The organism is Secundilactobacillus malefermentans DSM 5705 = KCTC 3548, assembly GCF_001436395.1.
GTDB classification, from domain to species: Bacteria; Bacillota; Bacilli; order Lactobacillales; family Lactobacillaceae; genus Secundilactobacillus; species Secundilactobacillus malefermentans.
Genome location: NZ_AZGJ01000007.1, coordinates 1 through 22,008, shown reverse-complemented (window position 1 = coordinate 22,008; position 22,008 = coordinate 1). Strand labels below are relative to the sequence as shown.

General features: G+C 43.8%; 22 protein-coding genes. 12 read left to right on the top strand and 10 right to left on the bottom strand.

The genetic code is table 11. From position 1 onward, the window contains the following. Window positions 1–3: 3 nt before the first annotated feature. Entirely contained in the window at window positions 4–1,428 is a 1,425-nt protein-coding gene (nhaC, locus tag FD44_RS02350; protein WP_010620344.1) for a Na+/H+ antiporter NhaC, read from the bottom strand. 501 nt (window positions 1,429–1,929) lie between these two features. Beyond that, window positions 1,930–2,463, bottom strand: a complete 534-nt coding sequence (locus FD44_RS02345) for a GNAT family N-acetyltransferase (protein ID WP_010620345.1) — start codon at window positions 2,461–2,463, stop codon at window positions 1,930–1,932. Between the two features lie 130 nt (window positions 2,464–2,593). Between FD44_RS02345 and FD44_RS02340 the strand changes: the two genes are divergently transcribed. The 7 genes from FD44_RS02340 (at window position 2,594) to FD44_RS02310 (ending at window position 7,710) form a co-directional block, all read left to right on the top strand. After that, window positions 2,594–2,983, top strand: a complete 390-nt coding sequence (locus FD44_RS02340; RefSeq protein ID WP_010620346.1) for a hypothetical protein — start codon at window positions 2,594–2,596, stop codon at window positions 2,981–2,983. A gap of 2 nt (window positions 2,984–2,985) precedes the next feature. Continuing rightward, the gene (locus FD44_RS02335; RefSeq protein ID WP_010620347.1) at window positions 2,986–3,600 is read left to right on the top strand and encodes a CadD family cadmium resistance transporter; all 615 of its coding nucleotides are present in this window, start codon (window positions 2,986–2,988) and stop codon (window positions 3,598–3,600) included. An 86-nt stretch (window positions 3,601–3,686) separates the two neighbouring features. Beyond that, on the top strand, window positions 3,687–5,057 hold the full coding sequence (locus FD44_RS02330; RefSeq protein ID WP_010620348.1) for an FAD-dependent oxidoreductase: 1,371 nt from the start codon (window positions 3,687–3,689) through the stop codon (window positions 5,055–5,057). Between the two features lie 139 nt (window positions 5,058–5,196). Beyond that, on the top strand, window positions 5,197–5,439 hold the full coding sequence (locus tag FD44_RS02325; protein WP_010620349.1) for a type II toxin-antitoxin system RelB/DinJ family antitoxin: 243 nt from the start codon (window positions 5,197–5,199) through the stop codon (window positions 5,437–5,439). Beyond that, entirely contained in the window at window positions 5,432–5,713 is a 282-nt protein-coding gene (locus FD44_RS02320) for a type II toxin-antitoxin system YafQ family toxin (protein ID WP_010620350.1), read from the top strand. The genes FD44_RS02325 and FD44_RS02320 overlap by 8 nt, the downstream gene beginning before the upstream one ends. Before the next feature lie 137 nt (window positions 5,714–5,850). Further along, window positions 5,851–6,297, top strand: a complete 447-nt coding sequence (locus tag FD44_RS02315; RefSeq protein WP_010620351.1) for a MarR family winged helix-turn-helix transcriptional regulator — start codon at window positions 5,851–5,853, stop codon at window positions 6,295–6,297. A gap of 57 nt (window positions 6,298–6,354) precedes the next feature. Next, a complete protein-coding gene (locus tag FD44_RS02310) occupies window positions 6,355–7,710 on the top strand; it encodes a dihydrolipoyl dehydrogenase family protein (protein ID WP_029327595.1) in 1,356 nt (451 codons plus the stop codon). Between the two features lie 269 nt (window positions 7,711–7,979). Here the strand turns inward: FD44_RS02310 and FD44_RS02305 are convergent, their stop codons facing one another. Both FD44_RS02305 and FD44_RS02300 read right to left on the bottom strand, forming a co-directional pair. Beyond that, window positions 7,980–9,656 (bottom strand): peptide ABC transporter substrate-binding protein, encoded by a 1,677-nt coding sequence (locus tag FD44_RS02305; RefSeq protein ID WP_010620353.1) that lies wholly within the window; start codon window positions 9,654–9,656, stop codon window positions 7,980–7,982. 445 nt (window positions 9,657–10,101) lie between these two features. Further along, window positions 10,102–10,968: an aldo/keto reductase gene (locus FD44_RS02300; RefSeq protein WP_010620354.1), complete on the bottom strand. Its 867-nt coding sequence runs from the start codon at window positions 10,966–10,968 to the stop codon at window positions 10,102–10,104. Between the two features lie 234 nt (window positions 10,969–11,202). Between FD44_RS02300 and FD44_RS02295 the strand changes: the two genes are divergently transcribed. Continuing rightward, window positions 11,203–11,844 (top strand): hypothetical protein, encoded by a 642-nt coding sequence (locus tag FD44_RS02295; RefSeq protein ID WP_010620355.1) that lies wholly within the window; start codon window positions 11,203–11,205, stop codon window positions 11,842–11,844. Between the two features lie 161 nt (window positions 11,845–12,005). Continuing rightward, window positions 12,006–12,410, top strand: coding sequence for an organic hydroperoxide resistance protein (locus FD44_RS02290; RefSeq protein ID WP_010620356.1), 405 nt, complete (start codon window positions 12,006–12,008; stop codon window positions 12,408–12,410). A gap of 41 nt (window positions 12,411–12,451) precedes the next feature. Here FD44_RS02290 and FD44_RS02285 read toward each other — a convergent pair whose 3' ends face one another. From FD44_RS02285 to FD44_RS02275, 3 genes are all read right to left on the bottom strand, one after another. Beyond that, window positions 12,452–13,948, bottom strand: a complete 1,497-nt coding sequence (locus tag FD44_RS02285; protein WP_010620357.1) for a C39 family peptidase — start codon at window positions 13,946–13,948, stop codon at window positions 12,452–12,454. A 63-nt stretch (window positions 13,949–14,011) separates the two neighbouring features. Continuing rightward, window positions 14,012–15,157, bottom strand: coding sequence for an ArgE/DapE family deacylase (locus tag FD44_RS02280; protein ID WP_010620358.1), 1,146 nt, complete (start codon window positions 15,155–15,157; stop codon window positions 14,012–14,014). Next, entirely contained in the window at window positions 15,157–16,311 is a 1,155-nt protein-coding gene (locus tag FD44_RS02275) for an ArgE/DapE family deacylase (RefSeq protein WP_010620359.1), read from the bottom strand. Before FD44_RS02275 ends, FD44_RS02280 begins: the two co-directional genes overlap by 1 nt. 160 nt (window positions 16,312–16,471) lie before the next feature. On the opposite strand from FD44_RS02275, the gene FD44_RS02270 reads away from it, so the two are divergent. The 3 genes from FD44_RS02270 to FD44_RS02260 all read left to right on the top strand — a co-directional run bounded on the left by FD44_RS02270 (window position 16,472) and on the right by FD44_RS02260 (window position 19,492). Further along, entirely contained in the window at window positions 16,472–16,981 is a 510-nt protein-coding gene (locus FD44_RS02270; RefSeq protein WP_010620360.1) for a YbhB/YbcL family Raf kinase inhibitor-like protein, read from the top strand. 24 nt (window positions 16,982–17,005) lie between these two features. Then, window positions 17,006–17,485 (top strand): universal stress protein, encoded by a 480-nt coding sequence (locus FD44_RS02265; protein WP_010620361.1) that lies wholly within the window; start codon window positions 17,006–17,008, stop codon window positions 17,483–17,485. Window positions 17,486–17,887: 402 nt separating this feature from the next. After that, window positions 17,888–19,492 (top strand): APC family permease, encoded by a 1,605-nt coding sequence (locus FD44_RS02260; RefSeq protein WP_033445263.1) that lies wholly within the window; start codon window positions 17,888–17,890, stop codon window positions 19,490–19,492. A 66-nt stretch (window positions 19,493–19,558) separates the two neighbouring features. Here the strand turns inward: FD44_RS02260 and FD44_RS02255 are convergent, their stop codons facing one another. From FD44_RS02255 to FD44_RS02245, 3 genes are all read right to left on the bottom strand, one after another. Further along, the gene (locus FD44_RS02255) at window positions 19,559–19,834 is read right to left on the bottom strand and encodes a helix-turn-helix domain-containing protein (protein WP_162097567.1); all 276 of its coding nucleotides are present in this window, start codon (window positions 19,832–19,834) and stop codon (window positions 19,559–19,561) included. 138 nt (window positions 19,835–19,972) lie between these two features. After that, complete coding sequence (locus FD44_RS02250; protein WP_010620364.1) at window positions 19,973–20,470, bottom strand: DUF4811 domain-containing protein; 498 nt, start codon at window positions 20,468–20,470, stop codon at window positions 19,973–19,975. A 1-nt stretch (window position 20,471) separates the two neighbouring features. After that, entirely contained in the window at window positions 20,472–21,941 is a 1,470-nt protein-coding gene (locus tag FD44_RS02245; protein ID WP_010620365.1) for an MDR family MFS transporter, read from the bottom strand. Window positions 21,942–22,008 lie beyond the last annotated feature (67 nt).

The following is a 22,008-nucleotide window of genomic DNA, read 5'->3' as shown; positions in this document are numbered from 1 at the left end:
TATTTAATTGGCAGTTTCTGCAACTGCTGGCGCATTTTTATCAATTTTCTTTAACCCAATTCCAGTGAATCCACTGATGATTGAGAAAATTGGTGATAGGAGACTGAAGAAACAAAATGGGAGGAAGTCCAGAACAGGGACACCCAAAGCGTTTGCGGCAAAGGCCCCAGCAACACCCCAAGGGATTAAGTAGTTAATAACCGTTCCCCCATCTTCAAGAACCCGACTTAAGGCTAAATTGTCCAAACCGTGATCATTAAACGCCTTCTTGAAAGCTTTACCAGGTAGGATGGCTGATAGGTACTGCTCACCAACGAAGATGTTAACCCCAATTCCACCAAGGATTCCAGCGGTCACAAGTGCCCCGTTGCTGTGTAATCGGTCAACGAGTGGCTGCATTGCGGTTTGAATTAAACCAAACTTCATGAGTAGGCCACCAAGTGACAAGGTCAAAATGATAAGTGAGACGGTGCCCATCATGGAACTAATTCCGCCACGACTCAGCAAGGCGTCAACTGAAGCGTTCCCCGTTTTAGAAACAAACCCGTTTTCTAGAATACTTGCTAAGGCTTTAAGTTGCGTGTTTGGATTCTCAATGAAAATCATGGCAACCGCTACGACGATGTTTAAGAACAAAGTCGCAATAGCTGGAATTTTGAGAAATGCGCAAACAAACATCAAGACGATTGGTAGGGCTGCCCACCATGAAATCGTGAAATGAGCGGCTAAAACGGAAAGCGTTTGATCAATTTTGCCTAAACTAGCGCCCGAATTCTTAGGGGTGCCAATAACGGCGTACAAGATCAATGAAATCAAGAATGAAGGAATTGTTGACCACATCAAGTTTTTAATATGTTCAAATAAATCTGAACCGGCAATGGCTGAAGCCAAGTTAGTTGAATCTGAAAGTGGCGATGTTTTATCACCAAATATTGCACCAGAGATAATTGCCCCAGCAACTAGCGCAGGGTTGATTCCCATGGTTGTTCCCATACCGAATAGTGCGATTCCAATTGTTGAAATAATGGTGAAGGCACTTCCGATTGACGTTCCGATAATGGCACAAACGAGAAAGACGGATGGGACAAACCAGCGGGCACTGATCATGTGGAATCCAAGAACCATCATTGATGGAATAATGCCGGCTGCAATCCAGCTACTGATTAAGGCCCCAATTAAAATGAAAATGAAGATTGGAATAATTCCGTTGGTGATTCCTTCCGTGATGCCTTCGTGCATTTGAGTCCAAGAAAATCCGCGAATCCGTGACCATAAAATAATGAGTGCAATAACGACCATAACGGGGGTTTGTGGCATGAGACCAAATTTGATGACCCCAACTCCCATAATGACTAACATAATCAGTAAAATTGTTAACGCTTCGCCAAAGCTAACGTGTGGCTGTTTGTTTGATTTTTCAATATCCATTGTAATCTCTCCTATTTTTTAAATTCATTTTTTATGTACGCTTATTTTTCATTTATAAAGCCCTAATATCGGGGCTTGCCTCCGCTAGTTTGAATCATGATATTGCCTCCCCTGTGTCGTATGGTAGTGCATTGTGCTGTTCGTTGTCGAGCTACTCAACTCTATATCCTGTGCCTAAGCCAATTACTCGCGCATTGTGATACAAAAAATCGCCCCCGCCGCAAATTAATGCAACAGGGACGATTAGAAACCGTGGTACCACCCAGCTTAAGAGAACAGTGTACACTGCGCCCTTCACTCACTAGATGGTAACGGCTCTAGTTATTATCCGTTCAATTAAGAAACTCACCACGGTATTTCGTCGACATTATCCTGATCGGTTCGCAGCAACCACCGACTTTCTGACTCCCAGATAATGCGCTACTTGAAATGGTTTTATTCGTTCACTTATTTAATTGTTTCCTAGCTTAGCATTTCAAAAATGAGAAGTCAATAAGAATTCTAATGAAAAAATGCATTTGGGTAATAAATTTTCCCTGAAACCTTGGCTAATGAACCGTCCCAAAGTGGTTTAATCATGTTATTGACCAACTCCACTGGTAACGTTGATAAAATATTGAAATTATCAGCAGCAACGTAACCGAACCGACTGTAAAAGGTTGGATCGCCTAAGATACTGATGGCTGGAAAACGTTGAATGGTTGCTCTCGCTTCAAGCTCCTCAATAATTTGCGAACCGATTAGCTGGCCTTGATAGTCGGGATGAACAGCCAATGGTGCTAACGCCAAGATAGTTTCCTTGTGGCCATTCATTCTCACTTCAACTTGCGTCAGCATGCCGTGGCCAACTACTTCACTGTTTTCATTTAACGCAACGACTTCAAAATTAGATTGGTAATCATCGAGCTGCCTTAGTCTGCCGATTAAGTTATGCTCGTCACCATCCGTAAACTTAATCCCGCTGAAAGCATCCTTCACAACTTGCTTGGCTGGTTCGTAATGTTCCGGTTGAATCGTTTCCACACTAATCTTCAAAATAAACCTCTCATTCATTAGGGCCATCAATTTTCAATGTCTCTATTATACAGAAGTTTTATTTTTTTGCACACTTCTCCCTTTCAAACTGTGGCATAATTAGCATATTAAAACCTAAGGAATGATTTTTTTGAAAAATAAAACGAAATGGCTCACCATCTCAATTATCATTTACATCATCTTTGCGATTGCTGTTACTGCTTCTGGCTTAGTCGCCCCCAGCAATATTGGCCTCGCTTGGACGCTATTCTGGTACCTAGCAGTTGCCTTATTTATGGTTTATTTCTACTATAAAAATACTAATTATGACGCGGTCGTTTACTACGCAAAACAACTCCATTTAACCGAAGAAGATTTACGAGAAATGGTTCCGGACATCAAGAAGTCGGATGATGTTCCCAATCCCGACAAGCCCAATTTATTTAGTCCCATCGTGCAGGTCTCGTTCAAAGTCTTAAACGCTCTGTTACCACAGTTAGAAAAGCAGGCTAAGGAACATCAAATTCCGAGGTTTGACTAATCATGTTTAAACTGATTGTAACCGACATCGTGCTCTATGCCTCAACCGCAATCGATCTCCTGGTTATTTTAATGCTGCTCTTTTCAAAATATAAGTCAAAAGCCAGCCAACGCCAAATTTACATTGGCCAATTCATTGGATCGTTAACGCTGATCTCGATTAGTCTCGTTTTTGCATTTGTCCTTCACTACGTCCCAGCGAAATGGCTCTTGGGACTACTTGGCTTCATTCCCATTGCTTTTGGATTGAAAGCCATCTTTGGTGATGATGATGAAACGGCTGAGGCAAATGAAAAAATTGAGAACCGTCAAAACAAAAATTTAATTGGGACCGTCGCTTTAATTACGGTGGCATCCTGTGGCTCGGATAATATCGGTCTATTTGTGCCCTATTTTGTCTCCCTAACCGGCTGGCAACTCGTCACGACAATCATCGTCTTTATCATTTGTATCTACTTCTTGGTTTTCCTCGGCGAAAAATTTGCCCAAAATCAACTCGTTTGCCGATTTTTGGACCGGTTTGGCAACTGGCTGATGGCCATTATCTACATTGGACTGGGGCTCATGATCCTTGTGGAGAGCGACACGATTGGCCATTTGCTGTCATTCTTAAATTAATAACACTTTTCTTTGACAGTTGTTTAGAATAATTCTAAAATAGAACTTGATTGATGACTCAAATCTATTATTGGAGGTTTTTATTCATGACAAAGACAAAAGTAGTTGTAGTAGGTGCTTCTCACGGTGGTCATCAGGCCATTTTGGAACTATTGAATCGATACGATAATCTTGATATCACCATGTTCGAGGCCGGCGACTTTGTTTCGTTCATGTCTTGTGGAATGGAACTCTATTTAGAAAATAGCGTCACGAACGTATCTGACGTGCGCAACTTTGAACCCAAGCTATTTACGGATCAAGGCGTTCATGTTTTAAACAATCACGAAGTTACCAAAATTAATGCAGATAAAAAAACCGTCACCGTTCAGGACGTTAAGTCCGGTGACAAGTCCGATTATGACTATGACAAATTGATTTTAAGTTCCGGTGTTGTGCCAAATAATCTTCCGGTTCCTGGCAACAATCTCGAAAACGTCTATTTGATGAGAGGCCTTGATTGGGCAACCAAAATAAAAGCCAAGTTAGAAGATTCTGCCGTTAAAAACATCACGGTGATTGGCGCTGGCTACATCGGGATTGAGGCAGCTGAAGCAAGTGTCAAAGCCGGCAAAAATGTCACCTTAATCGATATGATTGATCGCCCACTTGGCACTTATTTGGATGCGGATATGACTGATATCTTGCAAAAACACCTGGAAGATAAGGGTGTAAAATTAGTTCTCGGCGCCAAAATTGACGCTTATGAAGGAAACGGTACAGTGTCAGCCGTTAAAACCGATAAAGGATTCTTTGATAGCGATGTCGTCATTCAAGCGGCTGGCGTTAAACCCAACACTAAATGGCTCGACGGCATTGTTGAACTAGATAGCCGTGGCTTCATCAACACGGATGAGTATCTGCGAACCAATTTTCCCGACGTCTATGCGGTAGGCGATGCAACCCTCGCCTACTCCATCCCCGCTCAACAGAAAATGCCAATCGCCCTTGCGACGGTTGCGCGTCGTGAAGCCCGTTATGTCACAAAGCACCTATTTGAAAAGAAACCAGCCGTTCCATTTAATGGATTAGTCGGCTCATCAGCACTGAGCGTCTTCGACTACCATTTTGCTTCAAGTGGTTTAAACTCAACGACCGCTGCGAAGGCGAATGTCAAAGTTGCCACCTCATTCTATCAGGATACGTTGCGTCCTAGCTACGTTCCTCAGGATAAGAACAACCCTGCCGTTTACGTATCGTTGGTCTTTGACCCACAAACCCACATTATCTTAGGGGGTGCCGTTCTCTCAACCTACGACATTTCCGCTCAAGGTAACGTTCTCGCCTTAGCAATTCAAAATCAAATGAAACTTGAAGATCTAGCCGAAGCTGATTTCTTCTTCCAGCCTGGCTTTGACCGCCAGTGGAGTTTGTTAAATTTAGCTGCGCAACACGCATTAGGTGATGCAAAGTTCTAATTCTCAAAATAAAAGTTCTGTCGCGAAGTTGGCGGCGGAACTTTTTTTCGTATTTACTAATAATCAGGTAGAAAGGAGTCGTGCTCAATCGTTGATTCATCCGGTACCAAATGGTACCATTTGGACGAGGTGATGACTAATGAGTACACAAATACATTTTCGTATGGATGAAACTGAGAAAAATAAGTTTGAAACTATCTTGAACCAATTAGGTTTAACCCCGGCCCAGGCGTTCAAAATCTTTGCAAAAAAGACCATTGAGGCAGGAGGTATTCCGTTTGAAGTCTCACAACCGAGCAATCAATTAACGGCCGCCATTAATAGCCACGACTACAAAGAATTTACTTCTGCCGCGGAAGGCCTGAAGTGGTTGCATGAATGAAATTAAGTTTAAAGTCGCTTTCCAGCATGAATTCAAAAAACATCTAAAAAAAATAATCAAAAGTGGTCAATACAACATTGCTGATTTTGATCTTGTTTATGAGCTGCTAATCAGAGACATCCCTTTACCAGCTCGTTATAACGATCATCCTTTAATAAATAGAAAGCCTGAACGAGAATGCCATATTAAACCAGACTGGCTTCTCATTTATAAGTTTGATGCCGATTTCGTCAAATTTATTGATACTGGGTCACATTCAAGTTTATTTGATTAATCTTTTTGAATTAGCGTTTAAAGTCGCTGAGCAAACGAATTGAATGCTCAACGTAAGGTCACTTTAACTTGTAAAATAAACCGAAATGGCTTATGATGTATTCAATCGTACACGACTGATTAAAAGGAGCACCAACTATGGAGCAAAGCATTCAATTAACAAATTTACTTTGTTTTTCGGTTTACAACATGAACCGACTTTTTAACAAATTCTATCAACAAGCCTTAGAGCCATTTGGGCTGACCTATTCCCAGTATTTAGTTCTACTAGCACTCTGGGAACATGATCAGCTCACGCTACACGCGCTGGGTGAGGAGCTTAAGCTCAACAGCAATACCCTCACGCCCCTCTTGAAGCGACTCGAAAATAACGGCTGGTTAGTTCGAACTCGACCTGATTCAGACCGTCGCCAATTGATTGTCTCCCTCACTGAACAGGGAAAAAACAATGAAAAGCCAGTCGAAACTGCCCTGGCCAAGTGCATTGCGGCTTATCATTTGACGGAGGAACAATACAAAACCGCTCTTTCACTCAATAAAGAAATTATTGACGCGTTTGAGCAAAATTTGGGACGTGCCGAATAGCGTCCCATTCATTTTAACGAATTAATCGTGCACGACTAAATAAACTGGAGGTTTTTGATTATGGATTATGACGTTATTTTTATCGGTAGTGGTCACGCAAACTGGCACGCCGCTGTCACCTTGAAACAAGCTGGAAAATCGGTTGCTATCGTTGAGGAAGATACCTTAGCTGGAACTTGCACAAATTATGGTTGTGACGCCAAAATTTTACTTGATGGGCCATTTGAATTGGTCGATCAGCTTCATCAATACGACAAACTCGGCGTCGAGGTCAACACAAAAATCAACTGGTCGCAGATGATGGCGTACAAGCACCAAGTTATCGACCCCCTTTCCGTCCAAATGGGCATGCTCTTCAAACAAATGGGCATTGATATCCTAATGGGCCACGGATCACTTCTAGACGGTCATACGGTACAGGTCGCCGATCAACGTTATACGGCCACTAACATCGTGCTTGGTACTGGTCAGCGTCCAGCAAGCCTTCCCGTTGACGGCAGTGACTTCATTCACGACAGCCGTGAATTCCTTGACCTTGAAGAAATGCCAAACCACCTTACTTTTGTCGGTGCTGGTATTATTTCTCTTGAATTTGCCTCAATGGCAGCCATGTTAGGCTCAGCCGTTACCGTTGTTGAATTTGGCGATCGAGCCCTCGGTGCCTTCAACCAAGAACACGTTCAGCAGTTGGTCAAAAAGCTTGAATCAGCTGGTGTTAACTTCTTATTCAATGAAGGACTTGCTTCCGTTTCAAAAAATGACGATGACACCTTTACTGCAAAGACGACAGCTGGTACTGAAATCAAGACGGATTACGTGCTTGGCGCAACCGGCAGAATTCCTAACGTCGAAAATCTCGGCTTAGAAACAGTTGGTATCGACTTTAACAAACGTGGTATCGTCGTCAATGACCACCTCCAAACAACCATTGACTCAATTTACGCCAGTGGTGACGTGATTGATAAAAACATTGCGCGTTTAACTCCTACCGCTACTTTTGAATCAAACTATATTGCTGGTCAAATTTTGGGAATTAATGGCGCAGCAATTGACTATCCCGTCATCCCTTCTGTTGTCTTCACGATGCCACGCCTCGCCCAGGCAGGGGTTACCGTTGCTGAAGCTAATGAAAATCCTGAAAAATATCACGTACAAGCCGTTCCTTATGGCAAACGATTGGCCTTCCAATATAAGAACGAACTTGATGCTGATTTGGAACTAATTTTTGACAAGGAAAACTACCTTGTCGGTGCCGAAATTAGTGGGAATTATGCGCCTGACTTAATTAATATTCTTGTGATGATCATCAACCAACACATGTCCGCAAATGACTTAGGCAAGCAAATTTTCGCCTTCCCAAGCTCATCAGTTGGTGTGATTGATCTATTGAGTATGAGCTTACACCGCAATTAAGTTGACCATTTTATTTCTGTAAATCAAAAAAGCTCGCCATGAGTAAAATCATGACGAGCTTTTTCGTATATTGACGATTGATGTGCCAAGCGAGCCGCTGTTCAGCTCCTAACCAGCCCTGAAAGTTTCAAGACCAATTTATTGGTCCTTGTAACCAGAATACTTTGAGACCGCTTTTTGGCTCAAAGATTCTGCAGGGCGTTCCGTTAGGAAGGCTGAACAAGGCCTATTAAAGCCTTTATGAAATCTGAGCAAGACCAAGAAACTAGTTATTTAACGAGATAAGCTCTCGTTACATCCAATGGTGTGCCCAAGTTATGTGTCACAACACCCTTTAACTTAGAACTAATCAAGTAGGTGCTTGCTGGTTGATACAAAGGAATGGTGGCTTGTTGATCAATCAAGACCTTTTGAGACTTGATCAAATCTTGCCAACGGGTATTTAAGTTGTCCAAATCTGATCCATTAATCTTATCCAATAAGTTGTCATACTGTTTGTTGCTGAACTTACCATGATTATGTTCAAATCCAGTTTGGAATTGTTGCAAGAAGGTGTATGGATCAAAGTTCCCTGACCAGCCACCCAATGCTGTATCAAACTTGTAGCTCATGAGCTTCTGGAATCGGCTCTTAGCTGGTACTTGTTTGATGTTAAGGGTAACACCCTTCAATGTGTTTTGAACCTTGCCTTGGACGTACTCACCGACGTTCTTACCGTCTGATGAATCATCAACGTAAAGATCCAAACTAATCTTCTTAGTACCTAATTCCTTCTGAGCCTTTGCCCACAGTTTCTTGGCTTCAGTCGGATTGTACTTCACTAAATTACCGGTAGCATCTGATAAATCAGTTTTACCATCAGGACTCTTAACCAGACCCTTTGGTACGATGCTGGTTGCTGCACGAGAACCGTCCGTTAACACATCGTTAACGAGTTGATTTCTGTTGATTGATAAGCTAAGTGCTTTTCTGAAATTCAAGTTTTGCAGTTTCTTGTTTGAGTGAATTCCTAACTCCAAGTTATCTGAACGAAGTTGGAGAACCTTCTTGAGGCGTTTGTCATTCTTAAATTGTTTGACGTAGTAGCCTGAAAGTAAGGCGTTATCGACTTTACCCGCCTGGAATTGGTTAACACCAGTAGCGGTATTCTTCGTCACTTGAATATTGATTCGTTTCAAAGTAATTTGGTTCTTTTCGTGATACTTGGTGTTTTTAACGTAGTGCCAGGTTGTTCCTGAGCCGTCCCAGTCTTTCATAACGAATGGTCCGTTACTGAGGACGTATTTGCTCGAAGTTCCGTACTTGCTGCCAGCTTTCTTGACGAAAGCCTCATTTTCAGGGAATAAGTTCTCTGATGAAAGAGTTGCCTTCAAATAGGGATCTCGACGTTCTAATGTGATTTCCAATTTGGTGTCTGACAAAGCCTTGACCCCAAGTGAACTAACTTTCTTCTTACCTAAATTGATTTGTTCAGCATTTTTAATGTTGTAATAGACGCTGGCGTTTTGGGCAGCCGTCTTAGGATTGAAGAGTCGTTGCCAAGCATAAACGAAATCTTGAGCGGTTAACTTTGAACCGTTTGACCACTTGAGTCCCTTTTTAATGTTAATCACGTACTTCGTTTTGGCTTTATTTTGAGCAACTGGATTGCCGCTTGCTACTGCTGGAACGGCGTTATTGTTGCTATCAATTTTGTAAAGACCTTCGCCAAGGTAGTCAATTTGTTCCTGACTCACAACATCGTATTCCTTAACTGAATCGACGGTTGGTAGTTCCGTAGATGCGGTCCAGTTCAAGACTTGGCTGGTCGCTTGATTCTTATGTGATACTGCGGATGAGCTTTCGCTGCTGGCGTTACTCGATGCTTTTCCACAGCCTGCTAAAATTAAACTAATGACGACGCCGGTAAAAATTAATCCTTTTTTATTTCCTAATTTTGTACTCAAAGTGATTCCCCCGTTTTATAGTGATATTGACTAATTTTGATTTGCTGCTGACCACATCTGGCTGCGAAGTAACATCACAACCACCCCCTTTGAATGAAAAACGAAGAAATTATGGAAACAAAAAAATCTCCGCCCCTTATATTAAATAAAGGACGAAGATTTCTCCGCGTTACCACCTTAGTTCACTGACCCTTCACAGGCGTCAGTCTCTGTCGCTTACACACTCATAAGCCGGACGTTATCGGGTCCTACCGTAATGATAGCTTTCACTATCCTTAATGCTCGAAGCTCATCTTCATAAACGGTTCGAATTAGCCTTTTCCACCAACCGGCTTCTCTTTAAAATCTACTGAGCAAATTACTCTTCTTCGTTAATGCATTTCTCATTTTTAAGTTGAGATAAATATAGTTCTTTTGGCCCTACTTCGTCAAGTCTTTTTAAAAATTATTTTTTCGGACCACCGTAAGTCGTTGATTTAGCAAGCCATTCTTTATCTTGCGGATCAGCGCCAACTCGTTTGCCAGCATCAATATCTGCGATGGATTGCATCTCATCTTCGTCTAATCCAAACGCAAAAATATCGCGATTCTGCTCAATTCGTTCTTGGTGAACTGACTTAGGAATAATCACTTCATCCCGTTGAACGTGCCAGCGCAAAATAATCTGAGCCGGTGTGACGTCATGATTTTCAGCCAACCGTTTAATCAGTGGATGACTAAGCGCGTTATTACGTCCACCACCAAGTGGACTCCACGACTCATGCTGAATGCCATTCTTTTCCAAATAGGCGTGAAGCTCCTTTTGCTGGAAGAATGGGTGGGTTTCAATTTGATCCACCATTGGTTTAATTTCTGTTTGGCTCATCAAATTTTCAAGGTGATTCTGCTCAAAATTCGACACACCAATGGCTTTAATTTTGCCATCTTTATACAAGTCTTCCAGGGCTTTCCAGCTCTCAACGTAACCGTCAGCTGGCCAATGAATGAGGTAAAGATTTAAATAATCCAACCCTAGTTTATCTAGCGATGTTTGAAAGGCTTGCTTCGTTTCTTCGTAGCCCCGAACATTATTCCATAACTTAGAAGTTACAAAGAGATCGTGTCGTGAAATGCCACTTTCCTTGATGGCCTCACCAACAGCTTCTTCATTTTGGTAGTACGTTGCCGTATCGATGTGGCGGTACCCGGCAGCTAGTGCCCATTTGATGGCATCTTTTACCTCGTTAGGATCGGTTACTTGAAAAACGCCTAATCCAAGTTGGGGAATTGTCGTGCCGTTTGCTAATGGAACTTGGGGAATATCATTGTGCATACAACTCATCCTTTCGTGTTAAACTATTAATATTATAGCATTCTTACCATAATTTAATAACTTGTGGTAAGCCTTGTGTCCCATGAATTCTAGCCCGCTTACTTCTTATTAGAGAGCTAAAAAACTTAATTTCTTTACCAAATTGATGTATTCTTAAGGCTAGGTAACTTGTGGTGCGGCACAAATTTTAATGGTTACCGTTTCGCAGCGTTCTTATGACATGGAGGTTTTTAATTGAATAGTCAAGAACCCAAATCGCGGATGCAACGTTATAACTTTAATACCGACTCTAATCAAAATCGCCCCAGGAAAAAGCGAAGAAAACGTGGACCGTTTTTTACCATTTTAGCGATTTTAGTTATCATTGTTATTGGACTTGGCATTTGGACTTTAAGCCGTGGTGACAAGGTTCAAAATAACCAGTCGGAGCAGACTTCTAGTGCATCTGCTTCTACTTCTTCGGAGGAACATTCAAGTACTTCCGAAAGCGATAGTAGCACGAGCAATTCAGAGACTAGTAACGGCATCACTAACTCTGAACGTCAATCGATCCAAAGTTCCATCGATGCCGAACCTAGCGCCAACTCCCAAAGTAAGGCACAATCCAGTTTGAACAAGACACCAGCTAAGAAACAAAGCTCGAGTGCAGCAAAACATTCTGGATCATCGAGTGCCAATTCTAAAACCGAATCCTCTGAGAGTACCGAATCGCAAGACGATAATATCGATTTTTCATCGTCCAGAACCTTTTCATCCGTAAGTAGTGCCCAGAGCTGGGCCAAAGCTGCCAAACAGCAGTGGCTCAAGGAAGGATACACTAATTACACGATAACGACAGATGCACAAGGAAACTACATCTTGAAGTTTACGAAGTAAATCCGCAGATAGACCAGAGACGTCCTGGAAGGGGCGTCTTTTTTGTTGGCCTTTTAACCGATTATTTTCTGAAATCTTTCACAATCCTTTTTCTATCAAATTGTAACCGCTTTCGATACAATGAACCTGTACAAATTACTTTTCGAAAGGTGGCAACTTTTATGACAAAACTCTACTCGACCACAATGATCAACACCGGCGGACGTGAAGGTCACGTCGAAGCACCAGATGGTTCAATGCCATTAACAATTACCGCTCCGGCACCAGGGAAAAAAGAAGGAACCAACCCTGAACAACTATTTGCGGCTGGCTACTCATCCTGCTTCAACAGTGCCCTTGAACTCGTCAAACAGGAAGCCGGCATCGATAACGAAAGTACCGTTACTGCCAAGGTTTCCCTCTTCAAGGAAGGCGATTCTGATTTTCATATCGGGGTTGAGTTAACGGTTCATATTGACGGTGTTTCAGCCGAAGAAACGCAAAAATTGGCTGAATCAGCCCATCAAGTTTGTCCATACTCGAAAGCAACCCGTGGGAACATTGAAGTTGACTTAAAGACTGACTAATCAAAAAAGCGCGTCCAAAAAATTTGGACGTGCTTTTTTGATTACGCTTCTTCATCCCTTGAAATCGAGAGGTTTGCAACGTAAGTTTGTTGCGCCATTTGCATGACATAAACCGTGATGCCCGTTGCATGATCATTGGCCTGACGAATTTGATCAAGGTCTAATTGAATATTGCCCTGATCATCGACGTCCGTATAGTAGAATCGACGTTCCGCCAACGTTAATTTTTCGTCTATTTCATCGTTAAGTGTATAAGCCACCGTTCCCGTTCGTAGGGTCAGTGGATCCGTTTGGGCAGTCATAAGAACTGGGAGGTCAACCTTATCTTGGCCAACCATTAATTCATAACTGGTTCTTGTCCCGTCAACCTTGACCAATTTGGCAAGGCGGCGCGTGTCCGGTTTAATCTCTGGCTGTTCATCATAGGGGGAGCCCACGATGTACGCCAAATTAGAGTGCCAGGCCCGCTTAAACTGGTCCATTTTGTAAACGCGATTGGCGGATTCGTTTGAAGGGGCGTATGAATCGTTTACCACGACAAATTCCTCATCCTCCTGCGTCACAAATCCAGTGACCAACAGCAAATGACCGGCCGTATCTCCGGGTGCATTTTCAACGTAGGGTAACTTGTGATTCTGGGGATTATTTGTGTATTGAACACTGACCCCCACTGGATAACCGCGGTCGACCTCGCGCTTTAATTTACTGATGTCGGTAAAGCAAGCGTAGGATTTGAAGCCGTACGCTCCCGCCATCGCCGTGCTAAACGCCCAGTTGCCAAAACCACGATAAGCTAAATCGTAATTCCGGTAAGCCGCCTCTTCAGGTAGCACCTCTTTGCCCTGAGCGTTCATCGCCATCGAAATCGTTGTGGGGCTGCAAATAACTGGTGCCAACTTGCCATCCCTAATTTCTTGCGAATAGGCTGGCGCATCAATGACTCGAGAAACCCGTTCGGAATCCGTTGCCCGGGTGAAAGCACCGTCCTTTGGTGAGCCACTCACTGAGATGAGTTTTAAAATCGGTGATTCGTTCTTATTCGCCGAACGCAAATGAACCCGCGTCTGAACAGCGGTAGCAACGTGATTTCCACGAACCAGTAGCGTATCCGTGTCTAATTTGGCAATTGGATCCGCAATATCCGCCTTGGCACTCGACTTCATGACGTTGATGCCCCATTTGCCGAAAGTGTGCCAAAGTGACCATTTCTTATCGACTAAAATACGGGCTTCAACTTCAACCGTTGATTCACCTGGCGTATACGCGTTCCAGGACGCAACCAATTGTTTAAACGGTGGTAATTTAAGTTGTGGCAAAGTCAGCTGGCCAACTGCCCCAGCCTTCGACGCATCCGATAGTTCAAGCGACCGATCAGTCGCCTTCACGTTCGTTGAATCTTGCAAACTCGCCATACTAAAATCATCCAGCACAATTGTATAGTTGCTGGCCGAATCCACTTCTGTGTGACGCTTAACGACAATCCCTGCCAATATTCCAGCACCAACGAGACCGCCAAGTATATAACCCCAGCGTTTCATCAAATCATCCCTTCGTCTCGGACTTTGGAAGTCACAATTGACCCTCCGCCGCACCGCGTTCTGTTACGCTAAAAATTCGAGCGCAAGCTTCTTATAGAAATCAATGCTCTTCAAAAAGTCTGCAAGCTCAACGTACTCATCTGGCATGTGGGATGTTTCCGATCCAGGACCGTACACGATGCTCGTAAAGTCCCCCTTTGCACGTAAGAACTCCGCACCATCATTTGCACCACCAGAGCCAACTGGTTGAGCCTCCTTACCAAATGTTTCCTTAGAGACCTTCTGTGCTAATTTTACCAATGGTGCGTCCGGTTGACCAGGAATTGCTTCTTCAGGAAAACTGTATGATAGTTTCAAATCGAATCCAGGACTCTCATTTAGCTCGGCGACCAGCTTTTCAATGGCGTCATAAAAGACTTGGTTCGGGTATTCTGGAATCGTTCGCATGTTTGCCATCAACCATGCTTTGGCGGGAATGCTGTTAATTTGCTCGCCGCCTTCAATTAAATCGACGTTGTGTAAAACGCCGCCCAAAATTGGATTCACTTTGTCAAAAGGTGCCATCACTTTTTGAATTTCATTGTAGTACACCATTAAATTATCAATCGCATTGATGCCATTTTGTGGACGGGCACTGTGCGCCGCCTTTCCGGTGGACTCAATTCGATAATCAATGACGCCACGCGCCGTATACGTAATTTGGTCTAAGCCGCTGGGTTCCGAAATGACCAACCCCGCCAAATTATCGGCATAACCTTCATCAGTTAGCGTGGCGGCCCCGTACTCGCCCGTTTCCTCACCAACCGTTGCTAGTAGTCGGATTTCACCCGGCAGCTCAACGCCATCTTCCAGGAATTCGAGCATCGCGATGACTTGGGCGGTCAAGCCCGTCTTCATGTCGGAGGCGCCACGACCAAAAATCTTGCCATCCGCCACTTCGCCGCCAAACGGGTCGTGCGTCCATTTGGACAAATCACCTGGATCGACAACGTCCATGTGGCCCGAAAAACCGAGACGCTGACCCTTAGGATTGCCAATTGTGACCGCCAAATTATCCCGGTTGGGCGCATAATTTACCTTTTCCACTTTGGCATTCGGATATTTTTCAAAAAGCGAGGCAATGTAGTCTGCTACTTCGGTTTCATTATCGTTAACTGACTTGATTTGAATAATATGCTTTAAAATGTCAATTTTTTCTTGTTTCTCCATTAGTTGTCACCCTCCAAAAATTTAAGTGAAATATTTTTATAGAGTTCAATCGCCTTTAAATACTGATTTAAGTCCACGTACTCATTAACTTGGTGAGCGGTATTACTACCGGGACCCACAATGACCATGGGAAAATCACCCTTGCTGTCAATAAATTTAGAGCCATCAGTCGTTCCCTTGTCCCCAGACAGGGTCACTTCATGGCCAACTTCCGCTTCCGTCTCTCGTTTGACAAATTGGACGAAATCGCCATTCTGATCACCAGGCAGCGCATCCCCAACCAGCAAGTATTCCAAGTCCAGCTCGAATCCTGGTTGCTGATTTAAGGTTGCAATAACCGCCTCCAGCCGTTGTTTCACGACCTTAGCCGGCGTTTGCGGAATCAGCCGAATATTCGCTTCCAAGTCTGCTTCGGCAGGAATGCTGTTAATTTGCTCGCCACCCTTTATGACGGTCACGTTGTGCAGCAAGTTTCCTAGGACGGCATCCGTTTCGTCAAATTTAGCAAGCTCAGCTTTGGCAGTGTGCCAGAACGTCATCAGATTTTCAATGGCGTTGACGCCCATTTCTGGTGAAGCGGAATGAGCCGCTTTGCCATGACTCGTTACGCGATAATCAATGTCGCCATTGTGGGTATAGCTAATGTCCAGCCCGCTGCCTTCACAAATTACGAGCGCATCGAGATCATCTAAGTAGCCCTCTTTTGTCAGCTGCTCACTGCCGACCATTGTCGATTCCTCGGCTATCGTGCAAATGAGCTTAATTTGGCCGTGTTGTGGTTCGCCTTGATCCAACAGCTCCAACGCTGCGATAACCATTGCGGCTAACCCGGCTTTCATATCTGAGGCGCCCCGACCAACCATTTTAAAGTCATCAGTGATGTCGCCGCTAAACGGTGCATGATCCCACTTTTGTGGATCCCCCGTCGCGACCACATCCATATGACCAGCAAATCCTAATTGTCGATGATGATCCGTTCCAATTGTCACGACTAGGTTATCTCTGCCTGACTTATAGCGGACACGCGTCATCTCGACGTTTGGATAAGGTTGAAATAGGGTTGCCAAATAGTCCGCCACGAGACTTTCATGATCGTTAACCGTCTCCATTTGGACAATTCGTTGCAATAATTTAATTTTTTCTTGCTGGTCCATTTTGACACCTCAGCTTTCCGTTACTTACCCTATAGCATACATGTTCACTGCATGAAAAATCAATGTGAAAATTATGAGATTCGTCACATACCAAACTAGAATTACGGGTTTGCGGTATAATTAGACTAATCTATTAATAAGTTTGAAGGAGGTTCCCACCATGAAAATTAGTATTCCAACCGATAACGGTGTGTTAGCTAATAAATATTCAAAATATGCAACCGAGGAAGATTTACTAAATGGGCAACCGGTTACGTCATTTCCAATCGACATCACCGAAGTTCCTACCGGCGTCAAAACGTTTGCCGTCACCATGATTGATCACGACGCCATTCCAGTTGGTGGTTTTACCTGGATTCATTGGGTGGCCGCTAACCTTCCCGGAAATTTAACGCAGATTCCCGAAAATGCCAGTCAGAGTGGCGAAGTCCAAATGACGTTTGGAAAAAATTCCACCGCCGGCAAATTAGTCGGGCAAACAAATCCCGCCATTTTTCAGCACTATACGGGACCTTTCCCACCAGATAAGGATCACCGCTACACCGTCACCGTGTATGCAATCGACGAAAAGCTTCCATTAAAGGACGGCTTTTGGCTTAACGACTTATGGGACGCCATGGATGGGCACGTTTTAGCTCAAACGAGTCAAACCCTCATCGGGCGCGCTTAGAAAAAGGAAGGACTCCAACAACTTATGCTACAACACTACGAACATCTTTTGGTCCCAGTTGATGGGTCCAATCAAGCAGAACACGCCTTGCTCAAAGCAATGGCAATCGCCAAACGTAACAATGCGTCAATCGAGCTCTTAAGTGTCATCGACGTTAACCAATATGGGTCATTTGGAAACGTCACCGAGGGCAGTCTCCTCGAAAAACTCGTGAACGATAACAAGGGGTATCTCCAGACTCTTGCTGACCAATTAAAGGACAAATATGACTTTACAGATACCAATATTCACGTCCGATTTGGGAATCCTAAATCCGTCATCAGTTTTGATTTCGAGAAGGACCATCCCGTCGACCTCATCGTCATGGGGGCAACCGGGATGAATGCGGTCAATCGAATTGTGGTTGGATCAGTGACCTCGTTTGTGAACCGAAACGCCAAAATGGACGTACTAATCGTGCGGACGGACAGCAATAATAAGCTGTTGAAGTCGACTAAAAATTAGGTAAAAGCAAAGAGGTTGGGACAAAACATTTGTTTTGTCCCAACCCCTTTACTATTTCCGAATATTCTTGCTTAGTCGGGTTCCAAAAGGCTGCTTTTCCGCCTAGCTACGATCAACAAACAATCCCAAGTGCAGGATTATTCGTTAATCTAGGCTATGCTCAAAAGCAAACCGCCTTTTGTCTCACCCTCTTTATTTTTCATTTTTATAAATATTATTGCCTAGTCGGGTTCCAAAAGGCTGCTCCCTAAGCCTAACTACGATCAACGAACAATCCAGGTACGGGATTATCCGTTAATCTAGGTTACGCTCGGAAGCAAATCGCCTTTTTCACACCCTTTTTTGATTTCCCAGCAAACGTGATACAATAAGTCAGCAAACCAACGAAGGAGGCTTCCTCAGATTAAATCGAACACAAAAAAAATTAGCTTATTTCAAACCGTCATGCTGGCGCTTGGCTCCCTCATCGGATCCGGCTGGCTTTTCGGTTCCTGGGAGGCCTCCAAAATTGCCGGTCCCGCTGCCATCATTTCCTGGATTCTTGGTGGCGCCGTTATCGGCATCATCGCGTACAATTACGTTGAGTTAGGGGCCATGTTCCCGCAATCAGGAGCCATGAGCAAATACGCGCAGTACTCGCACGGACCGCTCTTGGGATTCATTGCTGCGTGGGCAAATTGGGTTTCGCTCGTCACACTGATTCCCATTGAAGCCGTTGCCGCCGTTCAATACATGAGCAGTTGGCCATGGAAATGGGCCCACTGGACGCGCGCGTTTATCACAAACGGAACCATCACGACCGAGGGCCTATTCCTCGTTTTCGTTTTCATTATTATTTTTACGCTATTAAATTACTGGTCGGTTTCACTGCTGACCCACTTCACCAGCTTCATTTCAATTTTCAAAATTGGGGTGCCCCTGTTGACCATCATCATGATGACCCTGTCTGGATTTCATCCTGAAAATTATGGTCACTCACTGCAAACGTTCATGCCATATGGAACGGCGCCTATTTTTGCCGCAACAACCGTTTCCGGAATCATTTTCTCATTTGATGCCTTCCAAACTGTGATTAACATGGGCGGGGAAATCCGCGATCCCAAGCACAATATTGGGCTCGGAATCACGTTATCCCTCACAATTAGTGGCATTATTTACATCATTCTTCAAAGCACCTACATCACCTCGATTAGCCCCGCTTTGATTGCCAAAGTTGGTTGGCACGGCGTTAACTTTAATTCGCCGTTCGCTGACCTAGCCATCATGCTCGGCATTTACTGGCTGTCGGTTCTTCTGTACATGGATGCCTTCGTTTCACCATTTGGGACAGGGGTTTCCTTCGTTGCGTCAACCGGCCGAGCACTTTACGCCATGGCAAGTAACAACCACATTCCCAAATTTATCGGTAACGTTAATTTGAAATACGGAATTCCCCGAGTCGCGATTCTAGTCAATGCCATTCTCAGCATGGTCATGGTTTCAGTTTTCAGATCTTGGGGCACCTTGGCGAGTGTCATTTCGACATCGACCTTAATCGCCTACTTGACCGGACCAGTTACCGTTGTGTCACTGCGAAAAATGGCGCCCAAATTTAAGCGTCCCGTTACACTGAAAGCTATCCACTTCTTTGCCCCACTCGCCTTTGTTTTGGCATCGTTAGCAACCTACTGGGCAATGTGGCCGACGACTATCGAAGTGATTTTGGTTATCCTGCTGGGCTTTCCCTTCTACTTCTATTATGAATGGAAAATGGGCTGGAAGGATTTCAAACATCAGCTTCGCGGAAGCGCCTGGTTAATTGGCTACCTCATTTTCATCTCCGTCATGTCGTATATTGGTAGTTCTGAATTTAACGGTCAAAATTGGATTCACTACCCATTTGATTTCGGGGTCGTAATTGTGTTCTCACTGATTTTCTACTATTGGGGAACGGTCACGCACTATCGTAGTAAATACTTCGATGAAGCACAGAAGTTGAATGAAACCGAAGTTGATTTGGATGATTAGTTGGTAAAAAATCAAATAAAAGAGGTGTGAACCAGACTAATTAGTTTGGCCACACCTCTTTTCATTTTAAATTTTCACCGTGATGTGCCCGCTCATGGCCCTGGTTAATTTGCCAATCGTTTCAAAACTTGCAGAAACCTCAGCCCGTTCAATATGCACAATTGCTGCCTGAGACACACCACTTATTTTTGCTAATTCCTTTTGCGTGAGCTGCTTATCAATTCGTAGTTGATAAACTTGTTTAGCAATCTCCACCCTAGTTCGATTAACCATCGTCAAATCAGTTAGTTGAGGATCCTTTGCCTGAAGATCAGCTAGGAGCTCATTATAAGTTTTTTTCATTGAGGTTCCTCCAGTCTTAAAATAAATTAACTCATTCGCCCAAATTATATCGTCAACAATATAAATACGCAAATTAATCTCAATTATATCAATAAAAATGCGCATTCCTCATTTTTCAGGAATGCGCATTTATTTTGGCTATTTTTCAATCACTTTTGAGTTACTTTTTACACTAAACGTGTAACGGCTGTGCGTCAGTTGATGGTTCGGCACACCATTTGCAAAGAGTAATCGAAGTTCTTCGTTGCGGTAAACGCGATAGGTCCGCGTAATCTTAACGGCGTTTTGTTTGGCTCCACGCTTCAACACAACCGTACTGATAGTTGGCCTTGTCTTCTTAACCTTGGTATCTAGCGGATTATCCCGGTAGAAGTAGATTCGTTCTGTTTGAGTACCTAGCCGTTTGTATGCTAGAACTTGGCGGTTCTTACCCATAGTAGCCAACGGCCGAGTTTCAGTGGTTTGGATCTGTTTCATCCCAAAGTAACCGTTATAATTCAACGTCATCAACACAACGCTACCAACCACCAATATGAAGCCAACTGTCACCCAAACCGCCTTTTTAATGCTGTGTTGTAGAAAGATGACGCTCCAGGCAAAAATCAACGCACCAGCAAATAAGAAAATAACAATCATCTTAACCTAACCTCCTTGAGTCGCGCTTCAAGAAGAACGTCAGCACAAATCCAACCAAAGAAAATAGGGTTGCAATGAAAAATGCCCAACGGAATCCGACCACATTTGCATGCAGTGATAATTTACCAAATAAGATTGGCGTTGCATGAGCCACTCCCTGACTTGGAAGATGTTTCGTGGTTTCACTGGCCATGATAGAAACCAAAATAGCAGTTCCCATCGAGGCAAACATTTGACGCGCAGTGTTGTTTACAACGGTTCCATCACCAATTAGGTTCAATGGCAAAGCATTCATCCCCGTCGTCGTCACCGGCATCATGACCATCGAAATACTGAACATCCGAACCGTGTACAGGCAAACCAAGTAGAATACTGGGGTTGTCGGCGTAACCGGAATAAAGGATCCAGTTGTCAGCGTCAAAAGGAACATCCCCGCAATCGCCATGTTTCGCGCACCTAATTGGTCAAAAATTCGTCCCGTAATCGGGTTCATAATTCCAATGGTGATAGCGCCAGGCAACAGCGTTAGTCCAGATGCAAAAGCCGATTCACCGTGAATTGTTTGGAGGTACAGTGGCAAAACGAGTGTAAATTCGTTCATCGCCATAAATGAAACCGAAACCAAAATGGCAGATAACGTGTAGTCTGAACTTTCAAAAACTTTAAATTGAAGCAGCGGATTTTTAATTTTAAGTGAACGTAAAATGAAGAGAGCAACCACAATCACACCGACAATCAGCGTGACGTACACGATTGGACTCGTCCATGAATGGTCACCAACCGATGAAAAGCCGAAAAGCATTGAACCGAATCCGATTACTGACATGACTACGGACATCCAGTCCACAGGGGCCTTCTTGGTTGGTAACACTTTTCGTAGCGTGAAGAAACCCATCACCAAAACTAGTAATGAAACGGGCATGATGGCTAAGAAAAGCATTCGCCATGAATAGTGCATTAAAATCCAACCAGCAAAAGTTGGGCCAATGGCTGGCGCTAATCCAACAACTAAACCAGCCGTTCCCATTGCAGCGCCTCGTTTGGAAGGTGGAAAAATTGATGTCATAATTGTCTGGTAAACAGGAGCGGTAATCCCCACTCCGGCGGCCTGAACCAGTCGACCGACTAAGATTCCCCAAAAACTTGTCGCAAAGTAACAGAGAATACTCCCGATGAAAAAGATAACAATGGCCGAAAGATAAAGCCTTTTGGTATCAAATCGCTGCAGGAAAAATCCGGTAATTGGAATCACAATTCCCATCATCAGCATAAATCCAGTCGTCAACCATTGAACGGTTGTTGCAGATATGTTGAACGATTTCATCAGCGTTGGAAACGCGGTTGTCAGCATCGTTGACGTAATAAACGTGCTGAATGTTCCAACTAATAATGTAAAAACTAAAGCAAGACGGTTATACGGGCGGCCATTTTGGTCGACGGGTTGATCAGCCGTTGTGGGTCTGTTCGTCAAAATTTCCACCTCATAATTCTATATTTATGTAATAACCTGCATACTGATGGGCTCTAAAAAAGTTAGA